General features: G+C 68.5%; 24 protein-coding genes. 8 read left to right on the forward strand and 16 right to left on the reverse strand.

The genetic code is table 11. The annotated features are described in order from the left end of the window. The 3 genes from V6M37_RS15050 to V6M37_RS15060 form a co-directional block, all read left to right on the forward strand. A partial coding sequence (locus V6M37_RS15050; protein WP_332674671.1) for a flagellar basal body rod C-terminal domain-containing protein occupies window positions 1–187 on the forward strand: 187 nt, incomplete at its 5' end. 14 nt (window positions 188–201) lie between these two features. Further along, window positions 202–1,143 (forward strand): flagellar hook-associated protein FlgL, encoded by a 942-nt coding sequence (gene flgL / locus V6M37_RS15055; protein ID WP_332674672.1) that lies wholly within the window; start codon window positions 202–204, stop codon window positions 1,141–1,143. A gap of 5 nt (window positions 1,144–1,148) precedes the next feature. Continuing rightward, window positions 1,149–1,643: a hypothetical protein gene (locus tag V6M37_RS15060; protein WP_332674674.1), complete on the forward strand. Its 495-nt coding sequence runs from the start codon at window positions 1,149–1,151 to the stop codon at window positions 1,641–1,643. A gap of 153 nt (window positions 1,644–1,796) precedes the next feature. On the opposite strand, the gene fliR is transcribed toward V6M37_RS15060, so the two are convergent. The 4 genes from fliR to fliO are packed head-to-tail and all read right to left on the reverse strand — an operon-like array spanning window position 1,797 to window position 4,040. Next, window positions 1,797–2,576, reverse strand: coding sequence for a flagellar biosynthetic protein FliR (gene fliR / locus V6M37_RS15065; RefSeq protein ID WP_332674676.1), 780 nt, complete (start codon window positions 2,574–2,576; stop codon window positions 1,797–1,799). Between the two features lie 8 nt (window positions 2,577–2,584). Then, window positions 2,585–2,854: a flagellar biosynthesis protein FliQ gene (fliQ, locus tag V6M37_RS15070; protein ID WP_312656795.1), complete on the reverse strand. Its 270-nt coding sequence runs from the start codon at window positions 2,852–2,854 to the stop codon at window positions 2,585–2,587. Between the two features lie 15 nt (window positions 2,855–2,869). Next, a complete protein-coding gene (fliP, locus tag V6M37_RS15075; RefSeq protein WP_332674678.1) occupies window positions 2,870–3,625 on the reverse strand; it encodes a flagellar type III secretion system pore protein FliP in 756 nt (251 codons plus the stop codon). Continuing rightward, entirely contained in the window at window positions 3,615–4,040 is a 426-nt protein-coding gene (gene fliO / locus V6M37_RS15080; RefSeq protein WP_332674680.1) for a flagellar biosynthetic protein FliO, read from the reverse strand. The genes fliP and fliO overlap by 11 nt, the downstream gene beginning before the upstream one ends. A 374-nt stretch (window positions 4,041–4,414) precedes the next feature. On the opposite strand from fliO, the gene V6M37_RS15085 reads away from it, so the two are divergent. Further along, window positions 4,415–5,092, forward strand: a complete 678-nt coding sequence (locus V6M37_RS15085) for a M15 family metallopeptidase (protein ID WP_332674683.1) — start codon at window positions 4,415–4,417, stop codon at window positions 5,090–5,092. Between the two features lie 92 nt (window positions 5,093–5,184). Here the strand turns inward: V6M37_RS15085 and fliN are convergent, their stop codons facing one another. The 9 genes from fliN to fliF form a co-directional block, all read right to left on the reverse strand. Continuing rightward, window positions 5,185–5,652 (reverse strand): flagellar motor switch protein FliN, encoded by a 468-nt coding sequence (gene fliN, locus V6M37_RS15090; protein WP_332674685.1) that lies wholly within the window; start codon window positions 5,650–5,652, stop codon window positions 5,185–5,187. Next, window positions 5,645–6,652 (reverse strand): flagellar motor switch protein FliM, encoded by a 1,008-nt coding sequence (gene fliM, locus V6M37_RS15095; protein ID WP_332674686.1) that lies wholly within the window; start codon window positions 6,650–6,652, stop codon window positions 5,645–5,647. The genes fliN and fliM overlap by 8 nt, the downstream gene beginning before the upstream one ends. A gap of 14 nt (window positions 6,653–6,666) precedes the next feature. Then, entirely contained in the window at window positions 6,667–7,227 is a 561-nt protein-coding gene (locus tag V6M37_RS15100) for a flagellar basal body-associated FliL family protein (protein ID WP_332674687.1), read from the reverse strand. A gap of 96 nt (window positions 7,228–7,323) precedes the next feature. After that, window positions 7,324–8,736: a flagellar hook-length control protein FliK gene (locus V6M37_RS15105; RefSeq protein ID WP_332674688.1), complete on the reverse strand. Its 1,413-nt coding sequence runs from the start codon at window positions 8,734–8,736 to the stop codon at window positions 7,324–7,326. A gap of 75 nt (window positions 8,737–8,811) precedes the next feature. Continuing rightward, complete coding sequence (gene fliJ, locus V6M37_RS15110) at window positions 8,812–9,267, reverse strand: flagellar export protein FliJ (RefSeq protein ID WP_332674690.1); 456 nt, start codon at window positions 9,265–9,267, stop codon at window positions 8,812–8,814. Window positions 9,268–9,364: 97 nt separating this feature from the next. Next, the gene (gene fliI, locus V6M37_RS15115) at window positions 9,365–10,759 is read right to left on the reverse strand and encodes a flagellar protein export ATPase FliI (RefSeq protein WP_332674692.1); all 1,395 of its coding nucleotides are present in this window, start codon (window positions 10,757–10,759) and stop codon (window positions 9,365–9,367) included. A gap of 1 nt (window position 10,760) precedes the next feature. Continuing rightward, window positions 10,761–11,465, reverse strand: a complete 705-nt coding sequence (locus tag V6M37_RS15120; protein ID WP_332674693.1) for a FliH/SctL family protein — start codon at window positions 11,463–11,465, stop codon at window positions 10,761–10,763. Window positions 11,466–11,504: 39 nt separating this feature from the next. Then, window positions 11,505–12,506, reverse strand: a complete 1,002-nt coding sequence (gene fliG / locus V6M37_RS15125; RefSeq protein WP_332674694.1) for a flagellar motor switch protein FliG — start codon at window positions 12,504–12,506, stop codon at window positions 11,505–11,507. Then, window positions 12,503–14,158, reverse strand: coding sequence for a flagellar basal-body MS-ring/collar protein FliF (gene fliF, locus V6M37_RS15130; protein ID WP_332674696.1), 1,656 nt, complete (start codon window positions 14,156–14,158; stop codon window positions 12,503–12,505). Before fliF ends, fliG begins: the two co-directional genes overlap by 4 nt. A gap of 158 nt (window positions 14,159–14,316) precedes the next feature. Between fliF and V6M37_RS15135 the strand changes: the two genes are divergently transcribed. The 4 genes from V6M37_RS15135 (at window position 14,317) to V6M37_RS15150 (ending at window position 18,916) form a co-directional block, all read left to right on the forward strand. Then, window positions 14,317–15,474 (forward strand): sensor histidine kinase, encoded by a 1,158-nt coding sequence (locus tag V6M37_RS15135; protein WP_332674698.1) that lies wholly within the window; start codon window positions 14,317–14,319, stop codon window positions 15,472–15,474. Continuing rightward, on the forward strand, window positions 15,471–16,901 hold the full coding sequence (locus tag V6M37_RS15140; protein ID WP_332674700.1) for a sigma-54-dependent transcriptional regulator: 1,431 nt from the start codon (window positions 15,471–15,473) through the stop codon (window positions 16,899–16,901). Before V6M37_RS15135 ends, V6M37_RS15140 begins: the two co-directional genes overlap by 4 nt. Window positions 16,902–16,996: 95 nt before the next feature. Next, the gene (fliE, locus tag V6M37_RS15145) at window positions 16,997–17,317 is read left to right on the forward strand and encodes a flagellar hook-basal body complex protein FliE (protein ID WP_332674702.1); all 321 of its coding nucleotides are present in this window, start codon (window positions 16,997–16,999) and stop codon (window positions 17,315–17,317) included. 654 nt (window positions 17,318–17,971) lie between these two features. After that, window positions 17,972–18,916: a PEP-CTERM sorting domain-containing protein gene (locus tag V6M37_RS15150; protein WP_332674704.1), complete on the forward strand. Its 945-nt coding sequence runs from the start codon at window positions 17,972–17,974 to the stop codon at window positions 18,914–18,916. A gap of 215 nt (window positions 18,917–19,131) precedes the next feature. On the opposite strand, the gene V6M37_RS15155 is transcribed toward V6M37_RS15150, so the two are convergent. The 3 genes from V6M37_RS15155 to V6M37_RS15165 all read right to left on the reverse strand — a co-directional run. Beyond that, a complete protein-coding gene (locus V6M37_RS15155; protein ID WP_332674706.1) occupies window positions 19,132–21,630 on the reverse strand; it encodes a heavy metal translocating P-type ATPase in 2,499 nt (832 codons plus the stop codon). Between the two features lie 115 nt (window positions 21,631–21,745). Continuing rightward, complete coding sequence (locus tag V6M37_RS15160; protein ID WP_332674708.1) at window positions 21,746–24,913, reverse strand: efflux RND transporter permease subunit; 3,168 nt, start codon at window positions 24,911–24,913, stop codon at window positions 21,746–21,748. A gap of 1 nt (window position 24,914) precedes the next feature. Next, window positions 24,915–25,886, reverse strand: a 972-nt coding sequence (locus V6M37_RS15165; RefSeq protein WP_332674709.1) for an efflux RND transporter periplasmic adaptor subunit, incomplete at its 5' end; no start/stop codon positions are given.

Raw genomic sequence — 25,886 nt, forward strand, 5'->3', positions numbered from 1 at the left:
GATCGGCGAAGCGGCGCAGGCGGCGCAACTGCAGCAGGCGACCGACGCGCAGCAGGCGCTGTCGGGCGTCAATCTCGACGAGGAAGCGGCGAATCTGATCCGCTACCAGCAGTCGTACCAGGCCGCCGCGCGCGTGATGTCGGTCGCCGGCACGCTGTTCGACGAAATCCTATCCATCGCGCGCTGACACGGGGTCACATCATGAGAATCTCGACGAGCATGATTTTCGACGCGGGGCGCAACGCGATTCAGCGGCAGAGTTCGGAGATGCTGCATACGCAGCAGCAGATCGCGACCGGGCGGAAGATCCTGACGCCGTCGGACGATCCGATCGCCGCGGCGCGCGCGCTCGAAGTCACGCAGTCGCAGCGCGCGAACGAGCAGTTTCAGACGAACATCGGTTACGCGAAGGACGCGCTCGCGACGCTCGACAGCGATCTCGGCTCGATCGGCGACATCCTCACCTACATCCGCACGCGTGCGGTCGAGGCCGGCAACGCGACCTACACGCCGTCCGAGCACCAGGCGATGGCGACCGATATCGAGGCGCAGTTCCACGCGCTGCTCGCGATCGCGAATAGCAAGGATGCGACCGGCGAGTTCCGTTTCGCCGGCTACCAGTCCACCGACGCGGCGTTCTCCGGCGGCGCGCCCGTCCCGCCCGCGGGTCCTGCCGCCGTCCTCTACGACGGCGACGCCGGCGCGCGCAGCATCCAGGTGAGCGCGTCGCGGACGATGCCGGTCGGCGAACCGGGCAGCCGCGTGTTCATGGTCGATGCGGGCGGCAATTCCGAGATGTTCGGCGCGATCTCGGATTTCATCACCGAGCTGCGCAGGCCCGCCGGGGATCCGTCGCGAAACATACCAACCGCCGTGTCGACGGCGATCGGGCGCATGGACGCGTCGCTCGACAATGTGCTGACGATCCGCGCGTCGGTCGGCTCGCGAATGGTCGAGCTCGACGCGCTCGAGGAACTCTCCGGGGCGCACGGCGAACAGTACGCGCAGACGCTGTCACGGCTGCAGGATGTGGACTACGCGGAAGCGATCTCGCGGCTGTCGAAGCAGCAGACGATCCTCGAAGCGGCGCAGCAGTCGTACGTCCGCGTGACCGGCCTGTCGCTGTTCGACTACCTGCGCTGACGGACATGACGCTTTTCGCACCGAAATCGCGCTGCGCGTTGCGCCCGGCGGCACTCGCCCGCGTCGCGGTCGCGCTGACGGTCCCCCTCATGGCCGGTTGCGCCGCGATCGAGCAGTACAGCGGGCCGGTCGCGGGCGTCGCAGGCGTCGCGAGCATGGCATCGGAGCTAGATCTGCTCGGATCGGAATACCTCGCCGGCGCAGCGATCGCATACGCGATCTACGATCCGCTCGCCCCGACGTGGGACATCAAGGCGGTGCGACTCGACGAGGAGCGGGTGCGCTTCGACCTGCGGATGAAGTCGCTCGCGAGCGGCGGCGAGGGCGAGGCGCGGCAAGTGTTCGCGCGCAACGCGCGGCAGTTCGCCGAGACCGAAGGTTTCGCCGGCTACGACGTGGTGCGCTACGAGGAAGGCATCGAGTCGACGCGCCCGTTCGCGCGTCGGGTCGCGAGCGGCGAGATCCGCCTCGCGCGCTCGCGCGTCTGGCCCGGGCTGTAAGCAGCGGGCCGGGAACGTCGGACATCGCTTCGCTCAGTCCGACCTACGCGTGCGCGGTCGATGTCTCGTAGGTCGGCGTGAGCGCAGCGAAGGCCGACGCGGAGGTTCCCCGGCTTCGCGACATCCGGATCTGGCGAGAGGGCGTAGCGCCGCTCAGACGAACGCGCGCAACAGCTGGTCGATCGCGTCGAAGCCGCGTTCGAAGAGGCCCTGCAGCGCCGGCGCGATCACGTTCAGGCTCAGCAGCAGCACGAGGAAGCCGACCGACAGCGTGATCGGAAAGCCGACCGCGAAGAGGTTCAGTTGCGGCGCCGCGCGGGTCAGCACGCCGAGCGCGGTGTTCGTGATCAGCAGCGCCGCGACCATCGGCAGCGCGAGCAGCAGGCCGGACGCGAACATCACGGTGCCGTAGCGCGCGATCAGCAGCCAGCCGTCGGCTTTCGCCGCGGTGCCGACCGGCAGCCATTCGAAGCTCGCGACGAGAACGCCGAGCAGCATCAGGTGGCCGTTCAGCGCGACGAACACGAGCAGCGCGATCAGGCCGAGGAACTCGGCGACGACGGCGGTCTGGGCGCCGCTTTGCGGACTGAAGAACACCGCGAAGGACAGCCCCATCTGCAGGCCGATCATCTCGCCGGCGACATCGACCGCGGCGAAGACGATGCGCATCATGAAGCCCATCGCGATGCCGATGAACGCCTGCTGCACGAGGATCGCGAGTGCGAGCATCGAGTCGGTGGGGACTGCCGGCATCGGCGGCAGGGCCGGCATCACCGCGAGCGCGGTCGCGATGCCGATCGCGAGGCGCACCCGAACGGGCACCATGCGGTTGCTCAGCAGCGGCGCGGACGCCACGAGGCCGAGGATCCGCGCGAGCGGAAACATCAGCGCGGCGATCCACGCATCGAGCTGCGCCGAGGTGACGCTCAGCATCGCGGGGCCTAGCCGATCACCGTCGGGATCGATTCGAGCAGCCGGCGCGTGAAGTCGGTAATCAGCGTGATCATCCAGTTGCCGGCGATGACGAGCGTCGCGAACACCGCGACGAGCTTCGGCACGAAGGTCAGTGTCATTTCGTTGATCTGCGTCGCCGCCTGGAAGACGCTGACGACGAGGCCGGTGACGAGCGCGGCGAGGAACAGCGGCGCGGACATCATCAGCGTGATTTCGACGGCCTGCCGGCCGATATCGACGACCATCCCAGGGGTCATGAGGGTTTCTCCGGGTTAGACGGCAAAGCTCTGGACGAGCGAGCCGATCAGGAGCGTCCAGCCGTCGACGAGCACGAACAGCATGATCTTGAACGGCAGCGACACGATCACCGGCGACATCATCATCATGCCCATCGACATCAGCACCGACGCGACGACCATGTCGATGATCAGGAACGGAATGAAGACGACGAAGCCGATCTGGAACGCGGTTTTCAGCTCAGACGTGACGAAGGCCGGCACGACGACGCGCATCGGCAAATCCTCGGCGCGCTCGACCGGCGGCGTCTTCGACAGCCGCGCGAACAGCGCGATGTCCGGCTCGCGCACCTGCTTCAGCATGAATGCCTTGACCGGCACCGCTCCGCGCGTGAGCGCCTCGTCGAACGAGATCTCGTTCTGCGACATCGGCACGTACGCGTCCGCGTAGACGCGCTCGAGGACCGGTGACATCACGAAGAACGACAGGAACAGCGCGAGGCCGACAAGCACCTGGTTCGGCGGCGAAGTCTGTGTGCCCATCGCGGTGCGCAGCAGCGCGAACACGATGATGATCCGCGTGAAGCACGTCATCATCAGCACGACCGCCGGGATGAACGACAGCGACGTCAGGAGCAGCAGCGTTTGAACGCTGAGGCTATACGTCGTGCCACCGCCCGGCGCCGGAGTGCCGGTGATCGCGGGCAGGCCTTGCGCGCCGGCCGCGAGCGGGGCGAGTAACAGCAGCGCCGGCAGCACGCGCCGGAACGTGGTCATCCAGTCAGCGCGCATCGTTGCGGCGCTCCATCGCGCGCCTGAGCCAGCCCGGAAAGTCCCCGCCTGCCTTGCCCGGGTCGCCGGGACCGACGAGATTTGCCGACTCGTCGGCGGACAGGATGTGCAGCGTCCGGACACTCGCCGACGTCACGCCGAGCACGAGCACCTTGCCGGCGATCTCGACCAGCACGACGCGCTCGCGGGGTCCGACCGGCACGGCGCCGAGCACCTTGAGCCCGGTCAGTGCGCCCCGCGCGACCGACAACCGCTTGATCAGCCACAAACCGGCGAGCAGCAGCCCGATGACGACCGCGAGGCCGAACACCATCTGACCGATGCTGCCGGCGACGTCGGGCGGCGCCTCGGCGGCCGTCAGCGGCGGCGACGCGGCGAGGAGGAGAACGAGGGGGATGAAGCGCAGGACGGTCACGGCGGTTCGCGGGTTCTTCGGATGGAAGAAGGATAGACGCCGGCCGCGGCGGGGGAGGCGGGATAAGAGGGGCGAAAGCGCGGCTATTCACGGTTTGCCGGTCGTGCGCCCGGAAGTCGTCTGCCTGCTCTCCGCGACGGAAGTTTCACGGCCATCTGTGCGTGGGGCAACGGTTCGAGCTGCGCTACTTGCCTGTAGCGACAATAGGCGTCGCCCGCCACCGCCTCGGCGAGATCGAACACTGCGCCTGCTGGGGCACGGGGCCACGCACAGTGGACGGCACGATGCCCGGCGCATTCACAGGCGGAGGCGGTAAAGTACCGGCGGCAGCCCGGTCGTCGGGCACGAGAAGGAAGGCGGCAAAGGAGCGACGGATGCGGGCTAGCAATAACCTCAGGAGCAGGGCAAGGAAGATTTTCGACTGGGTCGAGGACGAGATCTGGCGCGGGCGCGTGCGCGTCGCAATGCTCGGTAGCCGCGGCGAAGACGAGTATCTGAGCCGGCTGGCGATCATGCACAGGAAGCTCGGCATTTCTGAAGAGTATGCGGCGCGTGGCTTGTGCCTATTCCGCGAGGCGCGGGAAATCGTGTGCGTTCCCGCCGGCCCGAATGGCGAGCTCCGGCCACTGGCCCCCGTTGCGTGGAGTCGGGCGTCGGAAATGCGGAAGGCAGCTGAGGCTGATGGCGTGATGCTCACAGTGCGGTGGGGCTTTCGCAGCGTCGCGGATCAGGCGCGGATGATCCGAAAGCAACTGTCATACGGGAAGAGCCTCGACGAGGCGCTGAATCGGATCGCGGCGCCCGGCTACAGCGAGCACCACACCGGGCGAGCGATTGACTTCGAGCGCATCCCGGCCAACATCCCATTCGACAGGACGCCCGCTTTCGCGTGGCTGTACCGGAATGCGGCGAAATTCGAATTCCGTATGTCGTATCCGCCGGACAATCCGTACGGGATCATTTACGAGCCTTGGCACTGGTACTGCTACAGCGGGGAGATGCCGGAGATGGACTTCGACGTCGCCAGTGACCCCGCCCCAGCTGCCGTTTAGGCGAACGGCCGCGATGGGCCGAAGCGTGGTAACGGAAGGGGTGGGGCGTGCAACGATGGGGCGGGCCTTCGGAAAAGGTCGCCCGTCCTTTTTTAGCCCCGGATCTTCCGCATCCGCTCGGCGGGCGTGATGATGTCCGTCAGGCGGATGCCGAACTTGTCATTGACGACGACGACTTCGCCCTGCGCGATCAGCGTGCCGTTGACGAGCACGTCCATCGGCTCCCCGGCGAGGCCGTCGAGCTCGACGACCGAACCGTGCGCGAGCTGCAGCAGGTTGCGGATCGAGATCTTCGTGCGGCCGAGTTCGACGGTGAGCTGGACCGGGATGTCCAGGATCATATCGAAGTCGTTCAGCGTGCCGGATTTCGGCGACGACGTGCCGAAGTCGGGGAACAGGTGACTCGCCGGCTTCGCCTGGTACGGCGATTCCGCGACCGTGGCGAGGTCGGCGGCGACGCGCCGCGCTTCGTCGTCGGCGCCGGTTTCCGCGACCGACTGCTCCATCATCGCTGCGGCCCAGTCGTCTTCGGTGATCTGATCGGTATCGTTGTCAGCCATGCTGGCCTCCGGTTAATGCGCTGTCGGCGTCCTCGTTCGCGAGGAAGCGCTCGACCTTGACCGCGTAGTGGCCGCCCTGGCGGCCGTAACTCAGTTCGAGGACGGGAATGCCGTCGACTTCCCCGTGCAGGTGTTCCGGCACGGTGAGCGGGATCACGTCGCCGACGCGCAGATCGGCGACGTCGCGAAGCGTCACGTTGGCGCTGCCGAGGTTGCAGACGAGCTCGACTTCGGCGCTTTGCAGCTGCCGGGTAAGCAGCTTGATCCAGCGGTTGTCCTGCGTCAGGTGGTCGCTCTGCATCGTTGAATACAGCAGGTCACGGATCGGCTCGACCATCGAGTACGGAAAGCAGATGTGCATGTCGGCCTGCGAGCCGCCGAATTCGAGCGAGAAGCTCGCCGAGATCACGATCTCGGACGGCGTCGCGATGTTCGCGAACTGCGAGTTCATCTCCGAGCGCACGTATTCCATTTCGATCTTGAACACCGGCGCCCACGCGCGCGTGTATTCGGCGAACACGACGCCGAGCATGCCCTGGATGATGCGCTGCTCGGTGGGCGTGAAGTCGCGTCCCTCGACGCGCGAGTGGAAGCGGCCATCGCCGCCGAACATGTTGTCGACGACGAGGAACACGAGGTTCGGGTCGAACACGACGAGCCCGGTGCCGCGCAGCGGCTTCGCGAGCACGAGGTTGAGGTTCGTCGGCACGACGAGGTTGCGCACGAATTCGCCGTATTTCTGCACCTTGACCGGCCCGACCGAGACTTCGGCGTTGCGGTGCATGTAGTTGAAGAGACCGATGCGCAGGTAGCGCGCGAAGCGCTCGTGGATCAGTTCCATCGTGGGCATCCGCCCACGGACGATGCGCTCCTGCGTCGCGAGGTTGTACGGGCGTACGCCGCTCTGGTCGCCGGAATCCTCTTCGAGTTCGTCCGGCTCCCCGGCGACGCCCTTCAGCAGGGCGTCGACTTCATCCTGCGAGAGAAAATCGGAAGCCATCGCCGCCCGTTTCCTTACTGGATGATGAATGAATTGAACAGCACGGCCTGGATCGGCCCGGCCGGTGCTTTCGGGTCCGCGCCCTTCGCGCGCGAACCGCCGAGCACGCCGTTCGTACGCTCGACGATCTCGTCGGCGAGGGTTTCGCGCCCGGCGGGTGTCGCCAGCTCGGACGGTAGCTTGCCGGCGAGCAGCAGGTTGATCTGGTGGCGGATCGCCGGCATGAAGCCGCCGAGCATCTCGCCGGTTTTCGGATCGCCGACGCGCAGCGCGAGCACTACCTGCAGATAGCGCTCCCCGTCCTCGGGCGCGAGGTTGACGACGAAAGGCTCGAGCGCGACGAAGGTCGGCGGCTTGCTCAGGTCGAACGGCTCGCTCGTTTCGACTTCTTCGGCGTGTTCCGCGTCAGCCGACTTGCCCTTCTTGAGCATCAGCAAGCCCGCGACGCCGACGAGCAGCAGCATCACGACGACGACCAGCGAGACCACGACGATCAGGAGCTTCTTGCTCCGCCGCGGTGTTACCGGCGCTGCTTCGGGGGCCTCGGGTTTCGGGGTGGCGGGGGCCTTAGCCATGAATCATTTCTCCTGTTTCCACCCTTGCATTATCCGTAACGAACCGCCTCGACCAAGGGCGGAAAAGTGGGGGAGAGCGACCGCTATTCGTGGCCTTCAGGCAAACGTGTCGACGACGCCGTTGCCGCTGCGTACCCAATGGCTGTCGGCGGACGGTGCGCCGGCGGACTCGATCGCGCCGAGCCCGGCGCTCGCCGACCGGCCGCTGCTGTGCCGCCCGGGAGCGTGCTGCTGTGCCTGCTGCTCGCCCGACGTGCTGACGTTCGTCTGGCCGAGGTTGATGCCCGCCTGCTGCATGACTTCGCGCAGCCGCGGCATCGCCTGTTCGAGGGCGTCGCGCGCGGCCGAGGTCGCGGCGACGAAATGCGCGGTCGCCTGGTCCCCACCGACGTGGATCGACACTTCGAGCTTGCCGAGGGTCGGCGGGGTCAGCACGATTTCCGCTTTCGATTCGTTGCGGCCGACCATCCAGACCAGCCGCCCGCCGACGTCCTCCGCCCACGCCGGCTGTCCGGCGGGCGTCGACACCGGCAGTTGGGGCAGCGGCGGCTGCTCGATGCGGCCGGCGGGCGCGAAGCCCGCGGCGTGCAGGCCGAGCTGGGTGTCGGGCTGAAGCGCTGGCTGCGGGGCGGCGGGGGTGCCGGTGACACCAGCGGCGCCTGCAGCCTGCGTCCGTCCCGTCGAGGCGACGGCATCGGCCGCGGTGGCGTCCGCACCGGTCTTCCACGGCGTGCCGACCGTCGCGCCGCCGTCGTCGGCGGTTGTCGTGCTGCCTTCAGCGGTGGCGGGCGTGGCACCACCGGCGGCCTCGCCGGCGTCCGCGGACGCGGTCCGTCCGCCTGCTTCGGCGATCAGTTTTTCGAGCAGCGACGCGCCGGTCGTGGCTCCGGCGCCGTCGACCCGCGCACCGTCCTGCGGCGTCCCGTCGGCGTCGCCCGCCGTCGGCGCGGTCGGCAGCGCGGCAACATTCGGCAGCAGGGCGGCAAGGCTTGCCGCTGCGGCGGGGTCGGTTGCCGGTGTGCCGGCAGGCGCGGCCGGGGCGGGGAGGGTGGCCGTCGGGCCCGCCGGCGTCGCGGCTGCGTCACGTGTCGGGGCGGCTTCGGGGTTCGCTGCGTCCGGCCCGGGGGATGCTTCCGGCCGCCCCGCGGAGTCCGAAGCGGAAGCCTTCCCGTCGCGGCGCTCGGTCGCGCCGGACGGGCCGCGGGCGGCGCGATCGCCGGTCCGTTCGCGCACCGGCTCGTCGCGTACCGACTGTTCCTGGCGGACCGGCCGCTCATTGCGCGCCGGCTGCGCTTCGCGTCCCGCGTCGTTCCTGTGCGCGGTTGCGGCCTGCCGCTGCGTCTCGTGCGCGCTGCCCTGTTCGACCGAATTCATGCGCCGTTCCAGTGCCTTCGAAAAACTGTCGTCGGAGCGAAGCTCGCCGGTCGCCGGCCGCGGCGTGTTCTGTTTCGCGGCGAGCGGCGACGGCGCGGCGGGCCGGATCAGGGCGTTCAGGGCGGAGTCGGACATGCAGGAGTTCCTGTTGCTGCGATGCTGAGTGGGGGGTGCGACGTGTTCAAGCAAACTCCATGCCATTGAAGGCGGTCACGGAGCGTCGGCGTCGTCGCGGTCGCGGTAGCGCTTCGCCGCGTATTCGTCCGACGCGCGCTGTTCCTGCTGCGCGGCCTTCCGCGCCTCGCCGGCGTCGAAGCGCTTTTGCAGCGTGTCGAAGGCCTTGACCTTGTTGCGCTGTTCCGTCCACGCCTCCTGGCCGGCAATGGTGAGGCGGCGCGAGCGCTCGACCGCGGCGGCCTGGATCGCGACGGCTTCGTCGATGCGGCCGAGGAAGCTCGCGTAATTGCGCCACGCCTCCGGGCTCATGCCGTTGCGCGCCGCGTCGTGGAAGCGCGCTTCGTACTCGGCGCGGTAGTTCTGCAGCAGCTCGAGCTTGCGCGTGCCTTGCTGTTCGCTCGCGATCAGCTCGCCGAGGCGGCGCGCGGCGTCGACCATGCGGGTCTGCGTGAGGTCAAGGAGGGGCTTCAGCAGGAAGGAATGGCTCATCGCTTGTCCGGGGCCGCGGCCGGCCGGCGAAAACGGGCGAGGTTCGAATGAAGGCGGGGCATCGGACGCGGGATTCGGGGGCGGCGTGCGTCGGCCGTCAGGCGGCGAACAGGCCGCACAAGCCGGCGGTCGCCCGCGCGTAGGTTTCCTGCTCGTCGATGCGCTGCTGCAGGAAGGCTTCGAGCTTCGGGTAGATCGCGACCGCGCGGTCGAGCATCGGGTCGGCACCCGGCTGGTAGGCGCCGACCGCGATCAGGTCGCGCGAGCGCTGGTAGCGCGAGAACATCTGTTTGAAGCGCCGCACGAGGTCGAAATGCTCCGGCGCCACGAGCCCGTGCATCGCGCGCGAGATCGATTGTTCGATGTCGATCGCCGGGTAGTGCCCCTGGTCGGCGAGCGTGCGCGACAGCACAAAATGGCCGTCGAGGATCGCGCGCGCCGAGTCGGCAATCGGGTCCTGCTGGTCGTCGCCTTCGGCGAGCACGGTGTAGAACGCCGTGATCGAGCCGCCGCCTTCGAGGCCGTTGCCGGCGCGCTCGACGAGCGCGGGCAGGCGCGCGAACACGCTCGGCGGGTAACCGCGCGTCACCGGCGGCTCGCCGATCGCGAGCGCAATCTCGCGCTGCGCCATCGCGTAGCGCGTCAGCGAATCCATGATCAGCAGCACCTGCTTTCCCTGGTCGCGGAAGTACTCGGCGATCGTCGTCGCGTACGCTGCGCCCTGCAGCCGCATCAGCGGGCTCGTATCGGCGGGCGCGGCGACGACGACCGAGCGCGCGCGGCCTTCTGGCCCCAGGTTCTGCTCGATGAACTCCTTGACTTCGCGGCCCCGTTCGCCGATCAGCCCGACGACGATGACGTCGGCCGACGTGTAGCGCGCCATCATGCCGATCAGCACCGACTTGCCGACGCCGGACCCGGCGAAGAGGCCAAGGCGCTGGCCGCGGCCGACGGTCAGCAGCGCGTTGATCGCGCGGATGCCGACATCGAGCGGCGTGTCGATCGGCGCACGCGTCAGCGGGTTGAACGGGCGGCTCTGCAGCGAGCGGCTGTCGAGCGTGTCGAGCGGGCCGAGACCGTCGAGCGGGCGGCCCGCGCCGTCGAGCACGCGGCCGAGCAGCTCGTCGCCGACCGGCAGGTGCTTCGCGCGGTCGGACGTCCGGCGCCTTGGCACCGGTGCCGCGCCGACCGCGGGCCGCGACGCGCGGGGTTCGACCGGCAGCACCGGCGCCCCCGGCGCGAGGCCGAATACGTCATCGGTCGGCATCAGGTAGAGCTTGTCGCCGTTGAAGCCGACGACCTCGGCTTCGACCGCCGCGCCGCTGCTCGCGACGATGCGGCAGTCCGCGCCGAGCGGCAGCTTCAGGCCGGCGGCTTCCATCACCAGGCCGTTGATGCGCGTGAGGCGCCCGGAAGTCTGGAATGGCGTCACGCTCGCGAGCAGACGGCGATGTTCGGCGAGGTAGCCCTTCCACGCGTTGGTGCCGCGCATCTCAGTCGTGCTCCTGCCACGCGATGTCGGTGCGGCCGAGCCCTTCGAGGATGCGGCGCCAGCGTGTCTCGACGGTCGCGTCGATCTCGCTGGTCGCGCCGGCGACGACGCAGCCGCCGCAGCTCACCGCATCGTCCTCGACGATCGAATGGTGCACGTGTCCGGCCTGCTCGCCGAGATGGCGGGCGACGAGCGCCGCATCGGCGGGATTCAGATGGATGCGCGCATGGCCCTGCGGCAGTTGTGTGAGCGCCGCGCGCACGATGTCGAGGACGGCGGCCGGCTGTTCGGCGAGCGTGTGTCGCACCATCCGCCGCGCGAGTTCGATCGCGAGGCCGACGACTTCCTCGGAAACCTCCTCGTCGAGCCGCGTCAGTGCGGCGTCGAGGCCGGCGGCGAGCGCGGCGAGCCGTGCGGCCTCGTCGTGCGCCAGCTGCGCGCCGTCCCGGTACCCTTCGCCGTAGCCTTCCTCGCGGCCGGCCGCGTGGCCTTCGCGGCGGGCGTCCTCGTACATCGCCTCGAGGTCGGCCGCGGTCGGCAACTGGATCTGCGGCTGCGGGTCGGGTTGCGGCGCGGCGGGTGCGGCAGACGGCCGAAGGGCCGATTCGCCCATTTCCGCCCGCCCGGCGGCTTCGTCGGCTCCGCCGAAGGACTGCGGTTCCCAGCGCCGGTACGCGCCGGCGGCCTGATGGCGCGACAGGCTCATGAGCCGCGCCGCCGCGTCGCGCCGCACCGATTCCGCGCCTTAGACGAACGCATCGTCGTTCCCCTTGCCGCTGAGCATGATCTGGCCTTCCTCGGCGAGGCGTCGGACGATCTTGAGGATCTCCTTCTGCTCCGCTTCGACCTCCGAGAGCCGCACCGGGCCTTTCGATTCGAGGTCCTCGCGCAGCATCTCCGCCGCGCGTTGCGACATGTTCTTGAAGATCTTCTCGCGCAGTTCCGGCGCCGCGCCCTTCAGCGCGGTGACGAGGGAATCGGACTGCACTTCGCGCAGCAGCGTCTGCACGCCGCGGTCGTCGATGTCCATGACGTTCTCGAACACGAACATCTCGTCGAGGATCTTCTGCGCGAGGTCCGGATCGTATTCGCGCACGTTGTCGAGCACCGCGGTCTCGGCGCCGGCGCCGACGAAGTTCAGGATCTCGGCGGCATGGCGCACGCCGCCCATCGACGCCTTCTTGATCGCCGACGCGCCCGACAGCATCCGCGCGAGCGCCTCGTTCAGCTCCTTCAGCGCGGCCGGCTGCACGCCGTCGAGCGTCGCGATGCGCAGGATCACGTCGTTGCGCAGGCGGTCCGGAAACTGCTTGAGGATCTCGCCCGCTTGGTCGAATTCGAGGTGCACGAGGATCGTCGCGATGATCTGCGGGTGCTCGTTCTTGATCAGGTCCGACGCGGTAATCGGGTCCATCCACTTCAGGCTTTCGATGCCGGCCGTGTCGGAACCCTGCAGCACGCGCGCGATGATGTGGCCGGCGCGCTCGTCGCCGAGCGCCTTCGTCAGCATCGCGCGGATCTGTTCTTCGTCGGCCTCGACCGGCGCGCCCTTGACGCGGTGGTCCTCGAGCTCGTCGAGCACCGACTCGACGCGCGCGCGCTGCTGCGCGGGCAGCGATGCCATCGCGCTGCCGAGCTTCTGCACTTCCTTCGGGCCGAGCAGCTTGAGCACTTCGGCCGCTTCGTCGGCGCCGAGCGCGAGCAGCAGCGTCGCGCTCTTCGCGAGGCCTTCGTCAGGCATGTTCATTTCTTGCCCTCATCGTTCGTGCCCATCCAGTCCTTGATCAGGTTCGCGATCATTTTCGGATCCGATTTCGCGACTTCCTTCGCGCGGGTGAGCTTGTCGTCGAATGTCAGGCCCGGCGGGCCGCCGTTCAGCTGGACGATGACGTCATCGTCGCCGTCTTCGTCGAAGGTGTCCGTGTCCTGGTGCACGGGCGCGACGTTGCGGATCAGCGGACGCACGACGCCGAAATAGACGAACGCGAGCGCGAGCAGCACGACGCCGTACTTCAGCAACTCCTTGCCGAGTTCGAGCATCTGCGGGTCCTTCCACAGAGGAACGTCGGCGTCGACGGCGGCGTTCGGCGCGGCGAACGCCGCGTTCGACACGTTCAGGCTGTCGCCGCGCGCCTGGTTGTAGCCGACCGCCTCGCGGACGAGGCTCGTGAGCCGCGTCGACTCTTCCTCGGTCAGCGGCACGGTGCGCGTCTGGCCGTTCGGCAGCGTCTCGGTGCGCTGATTGACGATGACGGCGACCGAGAGGCGGCGCACCTGGCCGAGCGCCTGGCGGGTGTGCTGGACCGTGCGGTCGAGTTCGTAGTTGATCGTCGAGGCGCGGTTGCTGTTCAGCGGCGCGCCGGCCGGGCCGCTGCCGCCGGCGACGTCGGGCGACGTGATCGGCGCAGTCGCCGGCGCCGGCGGCTGGTTCGACAGCGCGCCGGGGACGCCCTGCGCGCCCGGCTCGCGCGTCGTCTGCTCGTTCGTCTGCTGGCTGCGGATCGCCTGCTCCGCGGACGGGTTCGGCTTGTAGGTCTCGGCCGTCTGCTCGACCTGGTTGAAGTCGACGTCCGCGGTCACCTGCGCCTTGAAATTGTCGGCCCCGACGATCGGCGCGAGGATCGTCTCGATACGGCGGATGTAGCTCGCCTCGAGGTCGCGGACGTAAGTGAGCTGGGTCGCGTCGAGCCCGGCCATGCGCAGCGGGTCGGAACGGGTCGTCAGCAGCGTGCCGTTCTGGTCGATGACGCTGACGTTGTCGTTGGCGAGGCGCGGCACGCTCGACGACACGAGGTGCACGACGCCGGCGACCTGCGCGGGGTCGAGCGTGCGGCCCGGGCGCAGATTCACGAGCACCGACGCGGTCGGCTTCTGCTCGTCGCGCAGGAAGCCCGACTGCTTCGGCATCGCCAGATGCACGCGCGCCGACGCGACGGTGCCGATCGACTGGATCGTGCGCGCGAGTTCGCCTTCGAGGGCGCGCTGGAAGTTCACCTGCTCGTGGAACTGCGACACGCCGAGCTTCTGGTTCTCCATCAGCTCGAAGCCGACGAGTCCGCCTTTCGGCAGCCCCTGCGCGGCAAGGCGCAGCCGCACCTCGTGGACCATCGCCGACGGGATCAGGATCGCGCCGCCGCCGGGGGCGAAGCGGTACGGGACGTTCTGCTGCTGGAGCGCGGTGACGATCGCGCCGCCGTCGCGCTCTTCGAGGTTCGAGAACAGTACCGCGTAGTCGGGCGAGCGCGACCACAGCCAGACGCCGACGAGCATCGCGATGGCAATCGCGATCGCCGCAGCGGCGGAAAGCTTCTGGCGCTGGCTCAGTTCGTTGATGCGCTGAAAGACCGGCAAGGCCGGCGGTGCAGGCCGCTGCGCTAGGACGGGGTCGGCGGATGCCATGGGGGAGTCCCTGGATCAGACAATTTCGGATGACGGCATTCTCCGCCCACGCGTCAATTCCCTCGCACGGATAAGCGGCAGTTTTTGCCGCCTATTCACCCCTTGCCGGTTCGCGGGATCGCCGTACTCTGCGAGCCGTGAAAACGGATCCGCACACGATGCTCCCCGAAACCTTTCCCGCCTCCGAGCCCGGACAGCGCCTCGACGCCGCCCGTCTCGCCGAGGCGTTCGCGGTCTTTTCGCGCGCGTCCGAAGAGCTGTCGACGGCGTACAACGCGCTGCAGGGCCAGGTGTCGCAGCTCACCGAGCGGCTCGACGTCCTGCTCGGCGCGCTGCCGGCGGGCGTCGCGATGCTCGACCGCGAAGGTCGCGTCGCGCAGGTCAACCGCGCGGCGCAAAGGCTGCTCGGGCGCGACCCTGCGGGGACGCTTTGGGACGACCTCGCGGCGGAGTTCGGCACGACCGGGACGCCGGGCGACGTGACGATCGGGGCCGGAGCCGACATGCGTCGCGTGTCGCTGTCGGTCACCGCGCTCGAATCCGGCGAAGGGCGCATCGTGCTGCTGCACGACGTCACCGAGACGCACCGGATGCGCCTGCAGGCCGAGCGCAACGAACGCCTCGCGGCGATGGGCGAGATGGTCGCCGGGCTCGCGCACCAGCTGCGTACGCCGCTCGCCGCGGCGCTGCTCTATACGGGCAACCTGCGCCAGCCCGAGCTCGGCCCGGCCGACCGCGTCAAGGTCGCCGACCGCGCGATCGAGCGCCTGCGCTACCTCGAACGCCTGATCCGCGACATGCTGCTGTTCGCCCGCGGCGACAGCCTCGGCCGCGAGCGCTTCGGCATCTGCGATCTCGTCGGCGAACTCGTGCATACGCTCGAACCGCTCGCGCGCGCGCGCCAGTTGCGATTCGAGGCCCGCTGCGATTGCGGCGACGTCGCGCTGCTCGGTGACCGCAAGGCCCTCGGCGGTGCGTTGACGAACCTGCTCGAGAACGCGATCCAGGCGACCGACGCCGGCGGCGTCGTGTCGCTGACGGCGGCCGATGACGGGGAGAGCGTGCGCTTCCGCGTCGCCGACTCGGGCCGCGGCATCGAACCGGCGCAGCAGGAGCGGCTTTTCGAACCGTTCTTCACGACGCGCGCCGACGGCACCGGCCTCGGCCTCGCGATCGCACGGGGCGTCGCGCGAGGGCATGGAGGCGACATCACGATCGAATCGCATCCGGGAAAAGGCTCGGTGTTCACGCTTACGCTGCCGCTGGTGCAGGCCGATGACGACGGTGCCGCCGTCGCAACGAAGGAAATTTCATGATTGAGCAGCTCAACATTCTCGTCGTCGAGGACGACGCGGCGCTGCGCGACGCGGTCTGCCTGACGCTGGAGATGGGCGGCCACGGCGTGACCGGCGTCGACGGCGGACCGGCCGCGCTCGCCGAAATCGGCCGGCAGGCGTTCAACCTCATCGTCAGCGACCTGCGGATGCAGCCGATGGACGGGCTGCAACTGTTGGCCGAGCTGCGCGCGCGCCTGCCGCAACTGCCGGTCCTGCTGATGACCGCGTACGGCGACGTCGACAAGGCCGTCGCGGCGATGCGCGGCGGCGCGTGCGACTTCCTGATGAAGCCGTTCGAGCCCGAGGTGCTGCTCGAACACGTGCGCCGCTACGCTGCGCAACCGCCGTCGGCCGACGACGCGATCGCCGAAGACGTCCGCACCCGCAACCTGCTCGCGCTCGCCGCGAAAGTCGCCGATACGGATGCGACGGTGCTGCTGACCGGCGAATCCGGCACCGGCAAGGAAGTCTTCGCGCGCCACATCCATGCAAATTCGGCGCGCCGCGCGGGGCCGTTCGTCGCGATCAACTGCGCGGCGATCCCGGAGAGCCTCCTCGAAGCGACGCTGTTCGGCTACGAGAAGGGCGCCTTCACTGGCGCGCAGGGCGCGCAGCCGGGCAAGTTCGAACAGGCGCAGGACGGCACGATCCTGCTCGACGAAATCTCGGAGATGCCGCTCGCACTGCAGGCGAAGCTCCTGCGCGTGCTGCAGGAGCGCGAAGTCGAACGGGTCGGCGGCAAGAAGCCGGTCGCGCTCGACATCCGCGTCGTTGCGACGAGCAATCGCGACATGGCACGGGAAGTCGCCGCCGGCCGCTTCCGCGAGGACTTGTACTACCGCCTCAACGTCTTCCCGCTCGCGATTCCCGCGCTGCGCGAGCGCACCGGCGACATCCTGCCGCTGGCACGCTATTTCCTTGCGCGCCACGGCACACGGCTCCGGCGCACGGCGCATCTCGCGGTCGACGCGGAACAACTGCTGACGCGTCATGCCTGGCCCGGCAACGTGCGCGAACTCGAAAACACGATGCAGCGCGCGCTGATCCTCGCGGCCGGCGACAGGATCCCGGCCGAGACGATCCGGCTTTGCATCCCGAACTGGGCGCCGGTGCCGCAAGCGGAGCCTGCCGCAGCGGTCGAATCGTTCGCGTTCGCCTATGCTTGCGAGCCGGCGGCGGCAAGGATTGCCGGTGCGCCGGCAATCCTTGCCGCAGCGCCGCTGCCGACAGCACCGGCCGGCGACGGGCGTCCGACGAACATGAAGGATCTCGAGCGCGAGCACATCCTCGCGACGCTGCGCGAGGTCGGCGGCTCGCGCAAGCGCGCCGTCGAGCGGCTCGGGATTTCGGAGCGCACGCTGCGCTACAAGCTGCAGCAGTACCGCGACGACGGGCTCGACGTGTGACGCGCGGTCTCCTACAGCCGGCGCGCCGCGGCTTTTGGCATGCGGATTGCTCTGCTAGACTCAACTACGAATAGATCGTCTCGGGGACCGGGATCATGGACACGCGCGGAATCGAACAGATGATCGGCGAACTGCGCTCGACGGCGCAGACCGCCGCGAACAAGCCGGCCCAAGGCGCGCAGGCCACGGGCGGCGTCGACTTCGCTGAAGTGCTCCAGGGCGCGCTGAGGGACGTCAGCGCCGCGCAGCAGGAAGCCCGCGGCATGGCCCAGGAATTCTCCACTGGTGACCCGAACGTCAACCTCCAGGACGTCATGGTGAACCTGCAGAAGGCGAGTCTGTCGTTCCAGCAAATGGTCCAGGTGCGCAACAAGCTCGTCACGGCGTATCAGGACATTATGAATATGCCAGTCTGATCCGGCTGCCGGATCCGAATTCGCGCGCCCGCGCGACCTGATCCCGCGCTGCGCGGCCCATCGCAGCGTCCACGCGCGGTCGCGAGCGCGCCCGCCGCTCACCTGACGGGTTGCAGGGGCGGGTAGAAATTCCGGGTAACCCGGCCACGCAGGATCTTCCCGGCCTCCTTTCGCTGTAGCACGATCGGCTCGCCGCGCCCCGGCATCGCGTAAGGTCGCGACGCACGTGCGCTCGTCGCGTTCGACGTCGATCTTCACGATTCTCTTCCCGGTCACGTGTCCATCGAGCGGACTCAGCAGCATCGACTGCGAAACGTCACGCCCCCGAGAGCGAAGAACCAGCTGATGAGGGGGAAAGCGGGCTCCCACAGCGTCAAGCAGGCGCTCTGGATGTGATACGCCCAAATTGGGTTGCCCGCTTTGGGTTGTGTCGGAAATATTTACATCCGAGTTTGATGATGAACAGTATTATTGTATAAGTAATTGAATAAGAAGATAAATGCAGTCCGGGCCCGCTTCATGCTTAGAGTCGTGGCAGGTGGTGGCAGACCTGACTACGAAACGGGGGAAGGGGCGATCATGCAAAAGACAGCGAACGGAAGAGATCGGACCGCGCAGATTGGGCACCAACTTCGGACGGGATTCGCAGCGGCCATGGTCGGCAGCGCACTGGCTGCTGCAGGCTCGGCGTCGGCCGCAATCGAGCTGACCTTGCCGGGCACGGAAGTCGATGGGGTGCAGGTCGCGATCCAGTACGACGATTTCCTGTCGTACTCGAACGCGCTGCTGCGCGAGATCCAGAACACCAGCCCGACGATCCTGCCCGAATCGACGTTCGGCAGCTTTTCGTTCGCGACGGGGACCGGGGGGCTCGACCTGCTCCTGTATACCGGCGCCGGCACGAACAACCGCAACCAGAACGTCGGCGGCAACGCGGCGCTCGACTTCGAGGACCCGGTCAGCGCTCCGGCCGGCGGCGAGAGCACGTTCGATGGCTGGTGGGGACAGGACGATCAGGACAATGACGGGACTGCGGACAGCGTCAATGGTCCGACGACGGTCGGCAACATTGTCGACTATCTGCACTTCGTCAATCCGGACAACAGCATTCCGGTCTTCTACATGGACATGAACCAGACCGGCACCGAAGCCTCACTGCTGTTCTCGGCACGCGTCGCGCTGGTCGATCCGGACACCGGACTGATCGTCCATGAGTGGTCCTTCGACACCGTGCTGCAGCCGGGCGACGGTGACTTCGACGAAGGGAGCCAGGTGCTGGCCGCGGGCGAGATCCCCGCGGTCACCGGGGACTCCGGCGCAACCTACGGCCCGGTGAACCACAACCTGGGCAGCGGGCGCGCGGACTTCATCGCGTATGCGCCCACCATGGACCTGAGCGGATTCGACCCGAACCTGCTGTTCGTCACCGAGTTCCATATTGACGGCATCAACGACGGCTTCGAGGAGATCTTCCTGTCCGGCGCGATCGCCGTCACGCCGCCGCCGAACGGCGTCCCCGAGCCGGCGACGCTCGCGCTGCTCGGTCTCGGCCTCGGCGGTCTCGGATGGCTGAACCGTCGCCGCAAACCGGCGTGTTGATCCGACGAGCGGGACGCGCGTGGCGTGTCCCGCTCGGCGTCTCCGTAGCGAACGGCATGGCCGCAAAGCCGTGCCGTTTTTTTTCGCCGCGCCGATGCAGTCGAGTTGGCGCCAAGTTCCAGCGCGTGCGCGCCGTCCATTGAACGTATCGACTGCAGAATGCGCGCGGGCGACGGCTGCTCTGACGGCGACGCGCGAGCGGGCCGGCGCCGCCGTCAGATCCTCGCGCGGCGCAGCCGCAGCGCATTACCGACGACCGATGCCGAACTGAAGCTCATTGCGAGCGCGGCGATCATCGGCGACAGCAGCAGGCCGAACGCCGGGTACAGGACACCGGCGGCGATCGGGACGCCGAGTGCGTTGTAGAGGAACGCGAACATCAGGTTCTGGCGCATGTTGCGCACGGTCGCGAGCGACAGCGCGCGCGCCGTGGCGATGCCGCGCAGGTCGCCCTTGACGAGAGTCAGATGTGCGCTGCTCATCGCGACATCGGTGCCGGTGCCCATTGCGATACCGACGTTGGCGCGCGCGAGCGCGGGGGCGTCGTTGATGCCGTCGCCGGCCATCGCGACGACGTGGCCTTCGGCCTGCAGCTTCGCGACGAGATCGTCCTTGTCCTTCGGTTTGACCTCGCCGTGCACTTCGTCGATGTCGAGCCGCCGGCCGACGGCGCCTGCGGTCGTGTGACCGTCGCCGGTCGCCATGATGATGCGCAGGCCGCTCGCGCGCAGCGCGTCGAGTGCATCGGGTGTCGACGCTTTGATCGGGTCGGACACCGCGAGCAGCCCGGCGATAAGGCCGTCGACGGCGAGCAGCATCACGCTCGCGCCTTCACCGCGGAGCGATTCGGCGTCCACTTCGAGCGGGCGCCAGTCGACGCCTTCGTCGTCCATCAGCGCGGTGTTGCCGAGCGCGATGGTGCGTCCCTCGACGCTTCCACGCACGCCGACCCCGGACGAGGCTTCGAAGCTGTCGGCGGCAGCCAGCGCCAGGTTCCGCTTCTTCGCCTCCGCGACGATCGCGTGCGCGAGCGGATGCTCGCTGCCCTGATCGAGGCTCGCGGCGATGCGCAGCACGTCCGCCTCGGTCCATCCGGGAGCGGCCGCGACGCCGTGGAATGCCGGCTTGCCTTCGGTCAGCGTCCCGGTCTTGTCGACAATCAGCGTGTCGACCTGGCGCATGGATTCGATCGCCGCCGCGTCGCGGAACAGCACGCCGCTCGTCGCAGCCTTGCCGGTCGCGACCATCACCGACATCGGCGTGGCGAGCCCGAGCGCGCACGGGCACGCGATGATCAGCACCGCGACCGCGTTGATCATCCCATACCCCCAGCTCGGCTGCGGGCCGAAGAAGCCCCACGCGAAGAGCGTCACGAGCGCGATCGTGACGACGCCGACGACGAAATACCCGGCGACCCCGTCGGCCATCCGCTGCATCGGCGCGCGAGAGCGCTGCGCCTGCGCGACCATCTGCACGATCTGCGACAGCACGGTCTGCGAGCCGATCTTCTCGGCGGTCATCACCAGTGCGCCGTTCGTGTTCAGCGTCGCGCCGATGACCTTGTCGCCGGGCCGCTTCGTCACCGGCATCGGTTCGCCGGTCAGCATCGATTCATCGACCGCGCTCTCGCCTTCGACGACCGCTCCATCGACCGGCACTTTCTCGCCCGGCCGCACGCGCAGCCGGTCGCCCGGATGGACGTGGGTCAGCGGAATGTCCTCCTCGGCTCCGTCGTCGCGGATGCGCCGCGCGGTCTTCGGCGCGAGGCCGAGCAGCGCGCGTATCGCGGCGCCGGTCTCGGACCGCGCCTTCAGTTCGAGTACCTGGCCGAGCAGCGTCAGCGAGATGATCACCGCCGCCGCTTCGAAGTACACGCCGACCTGCCCGTCCATGCGGAACGACGCCGGGAAGAGTTCGGGCGCGACCGTCGCGGCGACGCTGTACACGTAAGCCGCACCGGTGCCGGTGCCGATCAGCGTCCACATGTTCGGGCTGCGGTGGATCAACGATTGCACGCCGCGGACGAAGAACGGCCAGCCGGCCCACAGCACGACCGGCGTCGCGAGCGCTAGTTCGACCCATGCGCGCGCGGCCCCGAGGAGCGGGTCGAACGCGCCGCCCGACATCGCGATGACGGTGACGACCAGCGTCAGCGGCAGCGTCCACCAGAAGCGCCGGCGGAAATCGCCGAGCTCGGGGTTCTCGGTCTCTTCGGCGGCGGGCAGAACCGGCTCGAGCGCCATGCCGCATTTCGGACACGTTCCCGGCCCGGTCTGCCGAACCTCGGGGTGCATCGGGCAGGTGTATTCGGCCTCCGGCGCGACGGTGGCCTCAGCCGGAACGGGCGGGGGCGGCTGCAGATAGCGGGCCGGATGGGCGACGAATTTGTCGTGGCACTTCGCGCTGCAGAAGCGGAACTCCCGGCCCTCGTGCGTCGCGCGGTGCGGCGAGTCGGGTTTCACCGTCATGCCGCAGACGGGGTCCTTCAACGTGTCGTCGTCACGCTTCGACAGGTAGCGCGCGGGCTCGACGACGAACTTGTCGCGGCATTTCGCGCTGCAGAAGCGGTAGCGCCGCCCCTCGTGTTCGACGGCATGCGGCGAATCGGCGGCGACGGCCATGCCGCAAACGGGGTCGCGGTCGGCCGAGGCGGCGTCGGGCGCGGGAGGGCGGTGCGCGCCGTGCGCTTCGTGACGGTGATTGGTATCGAGCATCGCGGACCTCCGGGAGTGATTCGCTCCCCGCGGTGCAGCTTCGGTTACCGGAGGCCGCCGGCGGGCTACGGCTCAAGCATAGTCCGCGACGCTCGACGGTTTCCTGACCGCGAGATTACATTTCCGTCACTGCGGCGACAGATTCGCTCGCCGGCGCGTGGCTCGCGCGGCGCAGCTCCCACTGCTTCACGAGCGCGTAGATCGCTGGAATGACGCCGAGCGTGAGCACCGTCGAAGAGATCATCCCGCCGACCATCGGCGCGGCGATGCGGCTCATGACTTCCGAGCCGGTGCCGGTGCCCCACATGATCGGCAGCAGGCCCGCCATGATCGCGACGACGGTCATCATCTTCGGCCGCACGCGTTCGACCGCGCCTTCCATGATCGCTTCATAGAGATCGGCGACCGTCGCCTCGCGCCCTTCCCCGAGCCGCTTCGCGCGGATCGCCTGCCACGCGTGGTCGAGGTAGATCAGCATCACGACGCCGGTCTCGGCGGCGACGCCTGCGAGCGCGATGAAGCCGACCGCGACCGCGACGCTCATCTGGTAACCGAGCCACCACATCAGCCACACGCCGCCGACGAGCGCGAACGGCACCGACAGCATCACGATCAGCGTCTCGGTGATGCGGCGGAAGTTGAGGTACAGCAGCACGAAGATCAGCCCGAGCGTCAGCGGCAGCACGATCTTCATCTTCTCCTTGGCGCGCTCCATGTACTCGAACTGGCCGCTCCACGTCGCGTAGTAGCCGGGCGGAAACTCGACTTGCCCGGCGACCGCCTGCTGCGCACGCTGCACGAACGCGCCGAGGTCGGCGTCGCGCGTATCGACGTACACGTAGGCCGCGAGCAGCGCGTTCTCGGTGCGGATGCCGGGCGAGCCGCGCGCGAGCTTCACGTCCGCGAGCTGGCCGAGCGGGATCGGGCCGCTCATCGTCGGCACGTAGACTTCGGCCGCGATGCGGTGCGGGTCCTCGCGCAGGCCGCGCGGGTAGCGCACGGTCACGTTGTAGCGCTCGAGTCCTTCGACCGCCGTCGTCACCATGTCGCCGCCGAGCGCGGTCGCGACGACTTCCTGCAGCGCGTTGACCGTCAGCCCGTAGCGTGCGAGCTGCTCGCGCCGCGGCACGATGTCGAGGTAGTAGCCGCCGCTGACGCGCTCGGCGTACGCGCTCGTCGCGCCGGGCACGTTGCGCACCGCGGCTTCGACCTGTTTGGCGACCTGCTCGATCGTTTCGAGATCCTTGCCGAACACCTTCACGCCGATCGGCGTGCGGATGCCGGTCGACAGCATGTCGAGGCGCGCCTTGATCGGCATCGTCCACGAGTTCGCGACGCCCGGGAATTTCAGCGCCGCGTCCATCTCGGCGATCAGCCGGTCGGTCGTCATCCCGGGCCGCCACTGGGACTGCGGCTTCAGGTTGATGACCGTCTCGAACATCTCCAGCGGCGCCGGGTCGGTCGCCGACAGCGCGCGGCCGGCCTTGCCATACACCGACTCGACTTCGGGGAAGGTCTTGATGATGCGGTTCGTCGTCGCGAGCAGGCGCCCGGCCTCGGTCACCGACATCCCCGGCAGCGCCGCCGGCATGTAGAACAGCGTGCCTTCGTTCAGCGTCGGCATGAATTCGGAGCCGAGCTGGCGTGCCGGAAAGATCGTCACCGCCATCGCGACGACCGCGGCGACGAGCGTCAGCCGCTTGTGGCGCATCACGCCGCGGATGATCGGCCGGTAGAGCCAGATCAGGAAGCGGTTCACCGGGTTCTTCGCCTCGGGGAGGATGCGGCCGCGCACGAAGAATAGCATCAGCACCGGCACGAGCGTCACCGACAGCAGCGCCGCGCCCGCCATCGCGAAGGTCTTCGTGAAGGCGAGCGGCGAGAACATCCGGCCTTCCTGGCCTTCGAGCGTGAAGACGGGGAGGAACGACACCGTGATGATCAGCAGCGAGAAGAACAGCGCCGGGCCGACTTCCTTGCACGCGTGGATGATCGTCGCCGCGCGCTCGGCCTGCGTCGCATTGTCGGGCAGGTGTTCGAGGCGCTTGTGCGCGTTCTCGATCATCACGATCGCGGCGTCGACCATCGCGCCGATCGCGATCGCGATGCCGCCGAGGCTCATGATGTTCGAGCCGAGCCCGAGCGACCGCATCGCGATGAACGCGAAGAGGATGCCGAGCGGCAGCGTAATGATCGCGACCAGCGCGCTGCGCACGTGCAGCAGGAAGATCACGCAGACCACCGCGACGATGAGGCTCTCTTCGAGCAGCGTCCATTTGAGGTTCGCGATCGCGCGCTCGATCAGGCTCGAGCGGTCGTAGACCGGCACGATCTCGGCGCCTTCGGGCAGGCCCGGAGCGATCTCGGCGATCTTCGCCTTGACGTTCGCGATGACGTCGAGCGCGTTCTGGCCGAAGCGCGCCATCACGATCCCGGAGGCGACTTCGCCTTGGCCGTTCAGCTCCGCGATACCGCGCCGCTCGGCGGGCACGAGTTCGACGCGACCGACGTCGGCGACCCGCACCGGCGTGCCGCCTTCGCTCTTCAGCACCAGGTTCGCGATGTCCTCGACGCCGCCGAGGTAGCCGCGGCCGCGCACCATGTATTCCTTCTCGGCCATCTCGACGACGCGACCGCCGACGTCGCGGTTCGACTCGCGGATCACGCGCGTGACGTCGTCGAGCGCGATGCCGAAGGTCGCGAGCCGGTGCGGGTCGACGGTGACCTGATACTCGCGGACGAAGCCGCCGACGCTCGCGACCTCCGACACGCCGCCGGCTTTCGTCAGCTGGTAGCGGATGTACCAGTCCTGGAGGCTCCGCGTCTCGGCGAGCGACAGGTTCTTGCCGGTGACCGCGTACTGATACACCCAGCCCACGCCGGTCGCGTCGGGCCCGATCTGCGGTGCGACGCCGGCGGGCAGCCGCCCGGCGACCGACGACAGGTATTCGAGCACGCGCGAGCGTGCCCAATAGATGTCGGTGCCGTCCTCGAAGATCACGTAGACGTAGGACGCGCCGAACATCGAGAAGCCGCGCACGACCTTCGCGCGCGGCACCGCGAGCATCGACGTCGTGAGCGGGTAGGTGACCTGATCCTCGACGACCTGCGGCGCCTGCCCGGGGAAATCGGTGAAGACGATCACCTGCGCGTCCGAGAGGTCAGGCAACGCGTCGAGCGGCGTATGCTTCACCGCGTACAGCCCGCCGCCGACGAGGAACAGCGTCGCGAGCAGCACGATGAAGACGTTCCTCGCGGACCAGTCGATCAGACGGTCGAGCATGTCAGTGACCTCCGTGGCCGGCTGCGCCCGAGGCCGCCCCGTAGCGCTGGATACGCGTGACGACGAACTCGCCCGGCCCGCCGGCCCGGAATTCGAAGCGCACCTTCGCGCCCGGCGCGAGGCCGGCGACGACGTCGTTCGATGCCAGCGCGAAATCCATCGTCATCGCCGGCCACTGCAGCGCGGGCACGTCGCCGTGCGTCAGCGTGACGGTCTGCCTCGCGGGGTCGTGCGCGTCGAAAGTCCCTTCGCCCTCGTAAATCGTCGCCCCGGCGGCAGCGCGGGCGTCGGTGAGGTTCGATAGTGCCGCCTTCAGCTGGCTTTCCGAGTCGATCAGGAAGTTCGCCGAGACGACGACGTGGTCGCCGGCGGCGAGGCCTTCGGTGATTTCGACGTATTCCGTGCCGCGCTGCCCGACGCGCACCGCCTGCGGCTTGAAACGGCCTTCGTCGAGCGCGATCAGCACGACCTGGCGCACGCCGTCGTCGATGACCGCGGATGCCGGCACGGCGACGGCCGGCTTCGCCGAGGGCGGCGAGAGTTCGACGTGCGCGAACATTCCCGGTCGCAGCACGCCGTCGCGGTTGTCGAGTTCGAGCCGGATTTGCGTGCTGCGCGTCTCGACGTTCAGGGTCGGATAGACGAAGGCGACCTTCGCGTCGAAGTGGCGGTCCGGGAACGCATCGAGCGTCACGCCCGCGGGCTGGCCGACGCGCACGCGCGCGAGGTCGCGTTCGAAGATGTCCGCGATCACCCACACTTTCGACAGATCCGCGATGCGGTACACCGCCGCGCCCGGCTCGAAGCGCGCCCCCTGGACGGCGTTCTTTTCAAGCACGACACCGTTCGTCGGTGAATGGAAGGTCTGCCGCTCGCGGATTTCGCCGTTGCGCGGGGCGCCGATCTGCCAATTCTGCAAACGCGCCCGCGTTGCATCCGCGAGGCGCGTCGCCGCCTCAGCCGCGGCCGGGTC

The sequence above is a fragment of the Aromatoleum sp. genome (assembly GCF_036675785.1).
Lineage (GTDB): Bacteria > Pseudomonadota > Gammaproteobacteria > Burkholderiales > Rhodocyclaceae > Aromatoleum.

What these genes read in the sequence shown, in the direction of transcription:
- fliF (WP_332674696.1), bottom strand. Translation starts at nt 14,158, where the DNA reads ATGGCATCCGCCGACCCCGTCCTAGCGCAGCGGCCTGCACCGCCGGCC.
- fliM (WP_332674686.1), bottom strand. Translation starts at nt 6,652, where the DNA reads ATGGCTTCCGATTTTCTCTCGCAGGATGAAGTCGACGCCCTGCTGAAG.
- fliJ (WP_332674690.1), bottom strand. Translation starts at nt 9,267, where the DNA reads ATGAGCCATTCCTTCCTGCTGAAGCCCCTCCTTGACCTCACGCAGACC.
- fliR (WP_332674676.1), bottom strand. Translation starts at nt 2,576, where the DNA reads ATGCTGAGCGTCACCTCGGCGCAGCTCGATGCGTGGATCGCCGCGCTG.
- V6M37_RS15160 (WP_332674708.1), bottom strand. Translation starts at nt 24,913, where the DNA reads ATGCTCGACCGTCTGATCGACTGGTCCGCGAGGAACGTCTTCATCGTG.
- V6M37_RS15120 (WP_332674693.1), bottom strand. Translation starts at nt 11,465, where the DNA reads ATGAGCCTGTCGCGCCATCAGGCCGCCGGCGCGTACCGGCGCTGGGAA.
- fliN (WP_332674685.1), bottom strand. Translation starts at nt 5,652, where the DNA reads ATGGCTGACAACGATACCGATCAGATCACCGAAGACGACTGGGCCGCA.
- flgL (WP_332674672.1), top strand. Translation starts at nt 202, where the DNA reads ATGAGAATCTCGACGAGCATGATTTTCGACGCGGGGCGCAACGCGATT.
- fliG (WP_332674694.1), bottom strand. Translation starts at nt 12,506, where the DNA reads ATGAACATGCCTGACGAAGGCCTCGCGAAGAGCGCGACGCTGCTGCTC.
- V6M37_RS15150 (WP_332674704.1), top strand. Translation starts at nt 17,972, where the DNA reads ATGGTCGGCAGCGCACTGGCTGCTGCAGGCTCGGCGTCGGCCGCAATC.
- fliQ (WP_312656795.1), bottom strand. Translation starts at nt 2,854, where the DNA reads ATGACCCCTGGGATGGTCGTCGATATCGGCCGGCAGGCCGTCGAAATC.
- fliI (WP_332674692.1), bottom strand. Translation starts at nt 10,759, where the DNA reads ATGCGCGGCACCAACGCGTGGAAGGGCTACCTCGCCGAACATCGCCGT.
- V6M37_RS15135 (WP_332674698.1), top strand. Translation starts at nt 14,317, where the DNA reads ATGCTCCCCGAAACCTTTCCCGCCTCCGAGCCCGGACAGCGCCTCGAC.
- V6M37_RS15105 (WP_332674688.1), bottom strand. Translation starts at nt 8,736, where the DNA reads ATGTCCGACTCCGCCCTGAACGCCCTGATCCGGCCCGCCGCGCCGTCG.
- V6M37_RS15155 (WP_332674706.1), bottom strand. Translation starts at nt 21,630, where the DNA reads ATGCTCGATACCAATCACCGTCACGAAGCGCACGGCGCGCACCGCCCT.
- fliP (WP_332674678.1), bottom strand. Translation starts at nt 3,625, where the DNA reads ATGCGCGCTGACTGGATGACCACGTTCCGGCGCGTGCTGCCGGCGCTG.
- V6M37_RS15060 (WP_332674674.1), top strand. Translation starts at nt 1,149, where the DNA reads ATGACGCTTTTCGCACCGAAATCGCGCTGCGCGTTGCGCCCGGCGGCA.
- V6M37_RS15085 (WP_332674683.1), top strand. Translation starts at nt 4,415, where the DNA reads ATGCGGGCTAGCAATAACCTCAGGAGCAGGGCAAGGAAGATTTTCGAC.
- V6M37_RS15100 (WP_332674687.1), bottom strand. Translation starts at nt 7,227, where the DNA reads ATGGCTAAGGCCCCCGCCACCCCGAAACCCGAGGCCCCCGAAGCAGCG.
- V6M37_RS15140 (WP_332674700.1), top strand. Translation starts at nt 15,471, where the DNA reads ATGATTGAGCAGCTCAACATTCTCGTCGTCGAGGACGACGCGGCGCTG.
- fliE (WP_332674702.1), top strand. Translation starts at nt 16,997, where the DNA reads ATGGACACGCGCGGAATCGAACAGATGATCGGCGAACTGCGCTCGACG.